The organism is Vallitalea longa, assembly GCF_027923465.1.
Taxonomy (GTDB): Bacteria; Bacillota; Clostridia; order Lachnospirales; family Vallitaleaceae; genus Vallitalea; species Vallitalea longa.
Window position 1 is genome coordinate 1 of sequence record NZ_BRLB01000009.1, and the last position, 12,041, is coordinate 12,041.

General features: G+C 29.1%; 13 protein-coding genes. 10 read left to right on the top strand and 3 right to left on the bottom strand.

What is annotated here, in order from left to right; translation table 11 throughout:
- The first annotated feature begins 197 nt into the window (after positions 1-197).
- The 8 genes from QMG30_RS14145 to QMG30_RS14180 all read left to right on the top strand — a co-directional run bounded on the left by QMG30_RS14145 (position 198) and on the right by QMG30_RS14180 (position 4,903).
- On the top strand, positions 198-542 hold the full coding sequence (locus QMG30_RS14145; RefSeq protein ID WP_281816433.1) for a hypothetical protein: 345 nt from the start codon (positions 198-200) through the stop codon (positions 540-542).
- Positions 543-717: 175 nt separating this feature from the next.
- Positions 718-984 (top strand): hypothetical protein, encoded by a 267-nt coding sequence (locus tag QMG30_RS14150; RefSeq protein WP_281816435.1) that lies wholly within the window; start codon positions 718-720, stop codon positions 982-984.
- A gap of 219 nt (positions 985-1,203) precedes the next feature.
- On the top strand, positions 1,204-2,811 hold the full coding sequence (locus QMG30_RS14155; RefSeq protein WP_281816436.1) for a hypothetical protein: 1,608 nt from the start codon (positions 1,204-1,206) through the stop codon (positions 2,809-2,811).
- Positions 2,812-3,123, top strand: coding sequence for a hypothetical protein (locus QMG30_RS14160; RefSeq protein ID WP_281816437.1), 312 nt, complete (start codon positions 2,812-2,814; stop codon positions 3,121-3,123).
- A gap of 169 nt (positions 3,124-3,292) precedes the next feature.
- On the top strand, positions 3,293-3,604 hold the full coding sequence (locus tag QMG30_RS14165; protein ID WP_281816438.1) for a hypothetical protein: 312 nt from the start codon (positions 3,293-3,295) through the stop codon (positions 3,602-3,604).
- Positions 3,605-3,702: 98 nt separating this feature from the next.
- Positions 3,703-4,014: a hypothetical protein gene (locus tag QMG30_RS14170; RefSeq protein ID WP_281816439.1), complete on the top strand. Its 312-nt coding sequence runs from the start codon at positions 3,703-3,705 to the stop codon at positions 4,012-4,014.
- A gap of 98 nt (positions 4,015-4,112) precedes the next feature.
- Positions 4,113-4,421: a hypothetical protein gene (locus QMG30_RS14175; RefSeq protein WP_281816442.1), complete on the top strand. Its 309-nt coding sequence runs from the start codon at positions 4,113-4,115 to the stop codon at positions 4,419-4,421.
- A 167-nt stretch (positions 4,422-4,588) separates the two neighbouring features.
- Complete coding sequence (locus QMG30_RS14180; RefSeq protein ID WP_281816445.1) at positions 4,589-4,903, top strand: hypothetical protein; 315 nt, start codon at positions 4,589-4,591, stop codon at positions 4,901-4,903.
- Between the two features lie 249 nt (positions 4,904-5,152).
- On the opposite strand, the gene QMG30_RS14185 is transcribed toward QMG30_RS14180, so the two are convergent.
- The 3 genes from QMG30_RS14185 to QMG30_RS14195 all read right to left on the bottom strand — a co-directional run bounded on the left by QMG30_RS14185 (position 5,153) and on the right by QMG30_RS14195 (position 9,461).
- Positions 5,153-5,956, bottom strand: coding sequence for a hypothetical protein (locus QMG30_RS14185; RefSeq protein WP_281816447.1), 804 nt, complete (start codon positions 5,954-5,956; stop codon positions 5,153-5,155).
- 92 nt (positions 5,957-6,048) lie between these two features.
- Positions 6,049-7,644, bottom strand: a complete 1,596-nt coding sequence (locus QMG30_RS14190; RefSeq protein ID WP_281816449.1) for a response regulator transcription factor — start codon at positions 7,642-7,644, stop codon at positions 6,049-6,051.
- An 11-nt stretch (positions 7,645-7,655) separates the two neighbouring features.
- A complete protein-coding gene (locus tag QMG30_RS14195; RefSeq protein ID WP_281816451.1) occupies positions 7,656-9,461 on the bottom strand; it encodes a cache domain-containing sensor histidine kinase in 1,806 nt (601 codons plus the stop codon).
- Positions 9,462-9,667: 206 nt separating this feature from the next.
- Between QMG30_RS14195 and QMG30_RS14200 the strand changes: the two genes are divergently transcribed.
- Both QMG30_RS14200 and QMG30_RS14205 read left to right on the top strand, forming a co-directional pair.
- On the top strand, positions 9,668-11,020 hold the full coding sequence (locus QMG30_RS14200; RefSeq protein WP_281816452.1) for an ABC transporter substrate-binding protein: 1,353 nt from the start codon (positions 9,668-9,670) through the stop codon (positions 11,018-11,020).
- 134 nt (positions 11,021-11,154) lie between these two features.
- Entirely contained in the window at positions 11,155-12,036 is an 882-nt protein-coding gene (locus QMG30_RS14205; RefSeq protein ID WP_281816454.1) for a carbohydrate ABC transporter permease, read from the top strand.
- Positions 12,037-12,041 lie beyond the last annotated feature (5 nt).

Genomic DNA, 12,041 nt, shown 5'->3' on the forward strand with positions numbered 1-12,041 from the left:
GAGGAGCAACAATAGAAATGATTGAGAAATATATTCGCTCTCAAGCAGGAGTTAAAGATTAAAAACCGTTCCGATTCATCTCCCTCCTAGTTAGAGGAGGGGGTTTTCTCGAAACATCTAGATAAAATCAATAGGGCTTGATACCGTTAATTTGGATTTATTATATAAAGATTCTAATAAAGAATAGGGGAATGTAAATGTTTAATTTAATTAAAATGAATATAAAAGAGAGAGGTAAAAATTATCTAATAAGCTACATATTAATTATTTTTATAATGTTGTTATCTAACAAGCTAGCTGATAGTAGCGATATCTATAATAAATATATACCTATCAAAATATCAACAATAATGTGTTCTTATATGTTGGGGAATGCATCATATGAAGGCAAAAAAATGGAAGATTGTTTTTGCTTAACTAATGTATTAAAAATAAGTATTAAGTATTTTATTATTGGTTTAGGAATAATAATTTTTTCTACTATTGTGTTAAAGGTGATACAAGCTATCACTGGTTTGAGTTTAGTAGCGATGTTTTTATAAATTATAAATAGTATAATGATTTCTTATGTTAATATTTTATTATTTCCCCAAGAGCATCATCAACTTTTTATCAAAAGGAGAAATACATACATAAAATAAGATATGGTTTAATTGTGATAATTAGAATAGTAATATGTGCTAAACAATAAGCACCTTGCATTAGGTGCTTTTATTAATGCATTGTTTATTTCTTGTAGAAAAGGGATACACAACAATAGCTGAATTAATATTCTCCATTCTCCTAATAAGTGGAAGTATATTAGGATTTGTTAAAAAAGCAATAGTATTTTTACCATTAAGAACATCAATAGAAATAAATTATTATGGAAATCAAGACAAGTTTATGCATATCTTTAGATATTTCATGAATGGATTAACACTTTTATTTAAAGTGTATCTATTGATTAATATACTAATTAATAATCCTAGTTGGAGCTATTAGTTAGTAAGGATATAATTATTATTAGATATAGATTTATGTTTGTTTAAAGTTTAATAGGCAATAGAAAATCTACAATTACAAACCAGATTAAAAGACAATACATAGTGTGCTATATGTTATAAAAAATGCATTTTATCCCATAAATAATGTCGTTCGTCAGGATTTGTTGAAATTATATTGTAAAAGATATAGTATTAAAAAAAGGAAGGGAGTATTTTTATGGGATATACAAGTTATAATTTGAATAGGTTATATGATAAAGAAAGTGATATAAAAAAAATAACAGAGATTATAGACTATATATTTGATACATTCAGAAATGTAGATAATTCAATTGACTTTGACATTAAAATAAGAGACAATATAAAAGAGCAATTTGTTGTATTGACAAAAGATTTAGAAAATCTTGTTGAACGTTCTTATAATAGTGGACAAATTATCAATAAAGCAATAGCTGAATATAGTGAAGGTGAAAATCAAATAAATAATCTATTTTCCGGATTATTAGATGATACTACTAGCTCAAGTAGTTCTAATATGACTGACATGAGACATAATGGAACAATATTAACCGGTTTTAGTGTTATACCAAATTGGTTTGAATTATTATATAATCAAGTTACAGGGAAAAGTATAATAACACATTTGCATAATTTTTTTGAGGGAATAAGAATTAATGTAAATAATAAAAATTACTCAAAGTCAGTAACATCAGAAGATACATATACCAAATTGAGTTCAGAAAATCAGTTTTATGGGGCATATAAGAATACAGAATATTATCGTAGAAGTAAAATTAAGGAAATACAACAGTATATTAGAGGAAAAGGAATAAACATAGATGTAACAGGTCGTATAGACAGAGCTACATATCAGGCTTCACGAATGATAGGAATGGATGAATTAAAAGATAATGGATTGATTCAAAAAGATATTTATGGTAATTATAGGTTTATATTTAACAAATACAACAATTATCCTGTTAACCATATTGAATCTAATGAGTATCATGAAAAACCAGAGGAAAAAAGTTTTTGGGATAGAATGGGTGATACACTAAGAAATATACCAGAGGTAGCATCTGATGCATGGGATACAACGTCTGAATTTGCGTCTAACGCATGGGATTCAACAACTGAAGTAGCATCTGATATATGGGATACAACAACTGAATTTGCATCTGATACATGGGATAAGGCAACACATGCTGATTGGGGGCAAATGGGTTTAGGATTAGCACAGGTTGTTGGTGGATTTACTGAGGGACTTACTGGATTTGGAATAGCAACGGGTATAACAGCACTATCAGGTGGTACACTTGCGCCAGTAGCAATGTATGGCGGAGGCTATTTAATGGCAGATGGTGGAAGTAATATGGCCGATGGAGTTGGAAAAATGTGGAATGGTTGGAATAATTTTGATGAATCTAGTGAGAAAGCAGTGGATTGGAATTATATGAGGAAAGGTTACAAAGCAGTCTTCGGTGATGAAGCAGGAGAGACGATATATAATTGTACACAGGTAGCAGCTGCTGCAACAACAATATCATATGGTATAACCACTCAAACTGCGATAAAAGGATATACAAATTCACGGTTAGCATATCAATTAAATAATGGAACTGCGGGACCTTTGAAGATGAATTTAACAAATACCAATGCTATTATTGGACATTTTAATACAAGTAATGTACCAATAAAAACTCTATCAATAAATTATTGGAGTTTTTCTACCCTATCATTTTTTACAGGACTTGATCTCTTTAATTCTCGAGGCAGTGCTGAAGATGTAATAGATGAAGTTGAAGAGTCACTTAAGGAGGATTAGATGAAATTAAACAAGAAACAAAAATTCTATTTAGGAACATACCTATTAGGTTATGCTATTGCAGTACTTGAATCAGGAGTACCCTCAATCATATATCTCATACCAATAAAATTACTTGGTATTATTTGCAGTTTATTATTAGGTAAATGTTTTTATTTGGCAGATGAAAGAAAAATGCCATTTACCTCTATGGTATTAGTTGGTGTGAAAAGTGCATTTATTGTATTATTATTAATAATTGGCTCAGATATTTTAAAAGATGCATTATTATTAAATGGCATAGATATATCATTTATAACTGCACCTTTTTAATCTTAGATGCAAAAAAGTAGGGTACCATTTAAACAATATTTAATATACTCTTTGTGAGGGTATATTATTTTGCTAATTTTATTTTAATAATACTAAAATAGCTTTCTCATTAAAAATTCTTCTTTTGAATAAAAACTAAAGAAGCGCATGATTACTTAAGGAGGATTAGATGAAATTAAATAAGAAACAAAAATTCTATTTAGGAACATACCTAGTAGGTTATGCTATTGCAGTGCTTGAATCAGGAGTACCATCAATCATATATCTCATACCAATAAAATTATTTGGAGTTGTCTTGACTCTAACAATGGGTAAAGCTTTATATTTGGCAGATGAAAGAAAAATTTCATTTATTTCAATGGTATTAGTTGCAGTGAAAAATGTAATGATTGTATTATTATTAATTATTGGCTCAGATATTTTAAAAGATGCATTATTATTAAATGGCATAGATATATCATTTATTACTGCACCTTTTTGATCTTAGATGTAAAAAGAAAGATGACATAATTAAACAATATTTAATATCCTTCTTTAAATTACCACTAAAGAAGCGCATGATTACTTAAGGAGGATTAGATGAAATTAAATAAGAAACAAAAATTCTATTTAGGAACATACCTAGTAGGTTATGTTATTGCAGTGCTTGAATCAGGAGTACCATCAATCATATATCTCATACCAATAAAATTATTTGGAATTGTCTTGACTCTAACAATGGGTAAAGCTTTATATTTGGCAGATGAAAGAAAAATGCCATTTACCTCTATGGTATTAGTTGGTGTGAAAAGTGCATTAATTGTATTATTATTAATTATTGGAACATGTATTTTAAAAGATACATTATTATTACATGGTATAGATATATCATTTATTACTGCACCTTTTTAATCTTAGATGTCAAAAGCAAGGTGACATAATTAAACAATATTTAATATCCTTCTTTAAATTACCACTAAAGAAGCGCATGATTACTTAAGGAGGATTAGATGAAATTAAACAAGAAACAAAAATTCTATTTAGGAACATACCTATTAGGTTATGCTATTGCAGTGTTTGAATCAGGAGTACCATCAATCATATATCTCATACCAATAAAATTATTTGGAATTCTTATTGCTATAACATTAGGTAGAGCTTTTTATTTAGCAAGTGAAAGAAAACCACTATCTTCTGCGGTATTAGTTGGTGTAAAAAGTGTTTTGGTGGCAACTTTATTAATTATTGTCTCAGATATTTTAAAAGATGCATTATTATTAAATGGCATAGATATATCATTTACTACTGCACCTTTTTAAATAAGATGCAAAAAGTAGGGTACCATTTAAAAAATATTTAATATACCCTTTATGAGGGTATATTATTTTTACGAATTTTATTTTAATAATACTAAAATAGCTTTATTAATATATAAATTTTTCTTTTGAATTACCAACAAAAGCACATGATTACTAAGGAGGATTAGATGAAATTAAATAAGAAACAAAAATATTATTTAGGAACGTACCTATTTGGTTATGCAATTTCAGTGCTTGAATCAGGAGTACCATCAATCATATATCTCATACCAATTAAATTATTTGGATTTATGTTCAGTATAACAATGGGTAAAGGTTTATATTTGGTAGATGAAAGAAAAATGCCATTGAATTCTATAAAATTCTCTGTTGGTATAAAGAGTACATTTATTGTATTATTATTAGTTGTTGTAACATGTATTTTAAAAGGTGCATTATTATTAAATGGCATAGATATATCATTTATTACTGCACCTTTATAATCAAAATGCAATAAGCAAGATAATATATTGTATTCTATATATTATAAAGTCAATTTACAAATATAATTTTTTACCGTCAATTGAAATTACAAAGTCTGCTATTAGGTAGTAAATTAAACTCAGAATAATTAAACTCAAAAAAAATCTGCAACTTAGTTTAATCAATACATATAAAGTATGTTGCAGATTTTTTAATGTAAATATCTTTATTAATATAATTTCTATTTTGTGTGGTCATTTCACATTCAATCAATCCATTTCAGGAAACTCACACCCAATAGCATTTTTCTTCTCATTAAAATTATCCATAAACGAAGTAAACTCTGTCTCATTAACTTTTTCATTACCCAAATAATATGATATGACAACATCTCCCTCTTCATCCCAACCTACTTCATGGTAACCTAGTTGATTAATAATATAATTGTCATCCACAAATTCTAATTCATTGATACAATAATATCCAGCACCACCTGAAGAAAAAAATGTTCCATCGACCTTGATATCACTCATCTGTCTATGACTAAATATATGGCTACTAATTTTACTATCTTCAATATGTATAACCATTACAAAATCAGCAGAACCTAATGTCATTTCAAGTACTAGTTCTGGAATGCTATCTCTATTCATATCAATAAGGCTATAAGATACTGGTATCAAGCTATATTCTTCATAGTTGATTTCACTGAGAAATACTTTTTTGTCAAAATCTATATTATGAAAACTTACCCTGCTAGTAAGAATATCTTTATAGGTGGCAAGTAATGAATCGTCACATATATAACTCTCATTATCCGCCAATTTATCTAAACCTTGTCTAATGATAACATTCATATCAGTTGAATCATAAGCTAAGTTTTCTTCATCTGTATTTTCTATTACAAAGAAATTTTGTCTCTCATTATTGTCTATATTACTAGCATCACTATTATCATCTATGGATTGATACGGATCACTATTACCACAGATATCAGGAAATCTATCTATTTCTATTTGATTAAATAAAGCACATATTAAAATAAGCATTATTATAGAATTGATTTTATACATTAATCTTATTCCTTTCATTTGAATTTTTTCAAGTATTCAAACTAGTAATATATTAAGTTTATAGTTGCTATGTAATTAGAAGATTAGAGTTTTTACTTTCTTTTCCTATACTCTCCAGGAGTAACCCCATAATACTTTTTGAAAACATAACTAAAATGCTTCACACTTATGTATCCAACTTTTTTTGTAATATAATCAAGTTTCAGGTCATTGTTTTTTAATAGATTGGCTGCATGTTTTAATCTCACTTCAGTTAGGAATTTTATGTATGACTTACCTTCCATCTCATGGAACAGATTACTTAGATAAGCGTAAGAGATACACAGCTTATCTGCAATAAGAGCTAAACTTATAGGTTCCATATAGTGTTGGTAGATAAATTCTTTAGTCTGTTCAATAAGTGAATTTTCATCACAGGATGAGCCACTTATATGTATATTATCAATTATTATATTAGCGATATTAAGTAAAAAAGATTTTATGTTATTAGCAGTAGTTAAACTATCTTTTGATTCAACTAGTAATTTGTATATTTTGCTTATTGCATCTTCATTAAGTTTTATATTGGTTTTCAATTTATATATCATATAATTTATTGCTTTCAACATGTAGCTATCTTTAATTGAACTATATAAAAAATGACTGATATCTTTTGAAATTACTTCTAGGTTGACTGTATCATTATTTTGTATTGAGTATGTAAAATTGGATATGTAGCTGTTAAATATACCTATTTGTTTTTCATAAGCTTCATGGGAATAAAATTGAATAATATTCACTTCATTTTTATTGAATAATGATTGTAAAAAAGCTTTACAAGCATTATCATATGATATATTTAATTGTAGCGGTTCATTTTCTGAACTACCGGCAGCGGAAAATACATGTAGTTTGGTTTCTTCATAATAAGCTTCATCAATCATTGAGTAAATCTGGTAAATGAGCGTATCTGTACTTTCATCTTCTTCTATAGGTACGAGCAGAATGGTATTTTCGTCAGCATCAATAAAAACTTGTACAGATGTATTGGTTACTTGTTTTTTGGCAGTGTTGTATAATAATAATTTCAACAGGATTATATCTGATATCTTGATATTATTTTTTATAAGATTATCCTCTGTAATCTGAAGTACAAGGATTAGACCTTCTGTATCAAATAGATTAATTTTTAGGTCATGTAGTATTGGATATAGAGACTGTACTTCCATGTGAGAATCTGTAACAACTGCTTTTAGAAATCTTGCTATAATTGATTCTTGATATTTATTAGAAGCTATTATAAGTTCAGTATACTTTTGCTTATCAAACTGATTTTTATCACACATGTCTGCTATTGATTCTAACATATTTTTTAATTCATCATTTACAATGGGTTTTAGTAAGTAACGGTTCACATTATAGTTGATTGCACTCTTTGCATAGTTGAATTCTCCGTAACCTGATAAAATGGCGCAATGAGTCTGGGGATACGATTTATTGATATGTCTACATAACTCTATTCCATCCATAACAGGCATTTTGATGTCAGTAAGAACCAAATCTACATGTTCTTTCGCTAATACATCCAATGCATCTTTACCATCCATAACATCATCAATGATTTCCCATTTATTACATAGATTAGGAATAATCTGTTTCAAAAAATTTCTTGTCAACTGCTCATCTTCTACAATTAGTAGTTTATACATGAAAAACCTCCTTATATTGATGCTTTGGGTAAAATAATCTTAACTATTGTACCTGTGCCTTTGGTACTGTCAACCTCTACTCTATACTCATTACCGTATTTGATTTTTATACGTTTGTTGACATTAATTAGTGCTATACCATTTCCCTTTTGGGATAAGTCAAAAGTTCTGTTTAATTCATTATCCGAATTCAATCTTTCCCTTAACTTTGTTAATGATTCTTCTGTCATTCCTACACCATTATCTTTTATTAAGAATATCACATTATCTTCCGTAATAGAACTTGTTATTTCTATAGTAGTCGTCTCTTTCTTTGCTTCACAACCATGTATTACTGAATTTTCAACTACAGGTTGTAAGAGAAGTGCAGGGATAATGTAATCGTTAAGGCTGTCATCAATATCTATTATATAACGTAACCTATCGTTGAATCTGTTTTTCTGTATTGTTAAATAGGCATCTAATAATTGCAATTCAACAGATACTTTAACTTCTTGATCCATATGAGTGAGACCTCTTAATATGATACTGAGTTTATTGATGGTTGTAACTGCTTGTGTCAAGTTGTTGCATTGGACTAACATGCTAATCATGTTCAAGGTATTATATATAAAATGAGGCTGTATCTGATTGAAAAGAGTGTTTATCTGTGCTTCTTTTTGAAGATATTTCGCTTCATATATCTGATGAACCAGTGTATTGTTTTCTTCAAACATTTTATTCAGCTCACTGACCATTTTGTTTAGTGAATTGGACAGATACCCTAGTTCGTCATTAGTCTTTATGGGAAAAACTACATTTAAATTACCATCTTGGATTTTATGTATATTGGTAATAATATTATTTAGTGGTCTAAGGGACATTTTAAGATAGAATATTATCAATATCAATGAAATCAAAAAACATATGAGTGCAATAATAAATGCACTATTCCTCACATCAAGTATTTTTTTATTTATAGTTGATAACGAAGTTACACCAATTACGGACCAATTGGCATAATCAATAACTTTTTTATTGATAAGATATTTATTGTTATCATATGATGCAGTGGTATAGGGTGATTTACTGTCGTTAGTTTTTTCAATCATACCATGGATGTTATTGCAATCTAAATGAGGTACATTAGAAAAAATTACATGCTCATTATTATCTACAATTATGATACCACCATCTTTTCCCAGATCAACTTTATTGCATATGTCACTGATCCCAGAATAATTCGCATCAACTTTTATTACACCAAGTATCTTATCGGTATTTCTGGTACTTCTTACAATACTTACAATAGAAAAAACTATATTCTTAGGATTTTTAATAATCTGTTCCAGATGTGCTGTAACAAATATGGGTTTCTTCTTATCCATAGCTTCCTGATACCATGGATATTCAGTAAAATCTTGATTAGGTTTTATACTTGAAGTTATACGTTCCCCTTTATATATTTCATCAGTCAATATGAAAACCCTAATAATATCTTTTCTTGGAATTATAAGGATCTGCTCTAAGAAGTCTTCTATAGTTCTAGTTCTATAGAGAGATTTCAGGTCAGAATCATCTATTGATTTATCTAAAGCATCCATTACATCCTGATCATAATATGGAGACAAAGATAATCTATAAAGGTCATCTAAATATGTTTCAATATTGAGTGAGGTTAATTCAATAATCTGCTGAGCTTTTTCAGATGATTGCTCCATAATACTGATACTGTATTTGTTATAAGAGGATATGGATATAAATAAAATTGCTATTAACGTTAATATTGCTGTACATATAAATAATTTTAAAGAGAAAGACCGTCTAATCTTATGCATTTTATTATACTCCTACCTTTATTGTTAAATAAATTGCTAAAGATATTATACCACATTTAATGTATTTGGTTATTTTATATAAAAAAAACATACCATAATCCAAAATTTAGGGTATTTATTTATTTGCCCAGTGGTTATACAATACAATTGTAGTAACTGTTACGGAAATATTTCCAAAAAATTATTAGAAAACGGGGGATTACAAAATGAAGAAGATCATATCTATTTTATTAGTAATAATGACGATTTCATTATTTACTGGATGTAGTACCAAAGAAAAAGATGAAGCTGTTGATAAAACAACTGTGGAAGAAAAGAATTCCACAGAAGATACAGATGAAGCTAAACCCGCTGCAAAAGATGAAGTTGTACATATCAAATTATTTACAGGAAAAGTTGAGACAGTAGATTTGATGAATGAAATTATTGATGAGTTTAATGGGTTACATCCTAATATCGTAGTTGAACAAGAATTCCAAAAAGACGCAAGTAACGTAATAAAAGTAAAATTTGCTTCTGATGATGTACCAGATATAACTACTGTAGTTACACAAGAATATATTGATCAGGGTAAATACATTGATCTATCCAACGAGAAATGGTGGGATCGTATTCAACCTGCAATAAAAGATATGTGTACAGACGTTAAGAGCGGTAAGCAATATAGAGTTGCAAGTAACATGACTATGGCAGGATTATTCTACAATAAAGCAATATTTGATGAACTTGGTATCGATGAAGCAAGAACATGGAAAGATTTTGAAGGAGATTTAGCTAAGATTAAGGAAAGTAAAGCAGATGTTGTTCCTCTATTCATGGCAGGTAAAGATTCTTGGACATTAGGACATTTAATTGAATTTGTAGCACATGGAGTGATTAAGCAGACATATGGTGTTACAGAATCAAAAAAAGCATTCTTAGCCAATGATGATTCAAAACTTCAATTTGGTGCTGAAGGTGGACCAATGGATAGTTTTGCCTCTGTTATCTTAAGTGGAAAAGATAAAAAGCTATTCAATGATGATTTTCTAACTGCAACTTATGACAATCAAGTGGAAATGTTTGCAAATGGTGAAGCTGCGATCATCAGTCAAGGTATGTGGGCGTTAAGCAATATAATAGAAAAAAATCCTGATATGGCAGAAAAAATTGGATTTATGCCATATCCTGCAATAACTGATTCAACAGAGCCTGTTATTTTAAGTGCTGAAGATTCAGCTTATGCTATTACTGCTGCTACTAAGCATCAAAAAGAAGCAAAAGAATTCTTAGATTATTTATTTGAATCAAAGAATCTAAAAAAATATAGTGAATCCATAAAATCACCATGTGCATTTAAGGATGTTGATGCTGATTGGGGTCCTATCAAGGAGCAAGTCAACAATGCATTAAGTAATGGTGTTAATATAGGATTTACTAATGAATGCCCATCAGGATTTTCGGGTGATGATGCAGGAAGAATGGTTCAAGAATTATATGCTGGACAATATAAAGCTACTATAGATTTTGCTAAAGCATATAAAGAGGTATGGGATAAGGCTTGGAATGCATCTAACTAGTTCATAGTATATTTTAGGGGCTGCCTATTATAGTTATATTCTAGTCAGCTCCTTTATTATATCTAGATATGGTTGGTGAAATAACTAGACAATAAGATAGTATATGAGTTTATTAAATATGGAGTGATGACGGAGTGTTTTTAAGAAATAAGATAGTTTCCAAATTACATAATTTTATGATATTACCAGCGTTCATATTATTCTTTATATTCTTTATTTATCCATTGATAAAAGGTATTGGATTAAGTTTAACAGATTATGACGGAATGACAAAGGCTAATTTTATAGGATTAAAGAATTTTGTTGATTTCTTTCATGATAGTAGGGCGAAAAATGACGTGATCAATACAGTGCTTTTTGCTTTGGGGAGTGCTCCTCTATTAAATATATTCGGCTTTTTATATGCCCTACTCTTGGATAGTAAATTCAAAGGTAAGAGTATTGCAAGAACGATTATTTATCTACCAGCAGTAGTAAGTCCGTTGATTATGGGGTATATATGGTATTTTATATTACAGCCTCAAAGAGGATTTTTATTTTCGACTCTTGCCAGATTAGGTCTTGACCTAACTAATTTCAATTGGTTAGGAAACAGATATATGGCTTTGTGGGTTATCATTGTAGTTAATGTTTGGCAGTTTGTAGGTATGACAATGGTAGTTTATTTGGCAGGATTACAGTCAATACCAGAAGAAATGCATGAAGCAGGAAAAATTGATGGAGCTACATATTGGCAGAGAATCAGATATATAGTGTTACCTATGATGATTCAACCTATCAAGATTAATGTTACTACTAATATAATAGGATCATTATCAGTTTTTGAAATAATTATGGCTTTAACAGATGGAGGTCCTGGATATAGTACAGAATCGTTAAGTATTTATATCATGAGAATGTGTTATGGTAGTTCTACAGGATATTCAACAGCTGTTGCAATCATCTTATTCTTGATTATTCTGCTCCCTGTTTTGATATCACTGAAGCTGATGAAATCAAAAGAATATGACGTGTGAGGGGG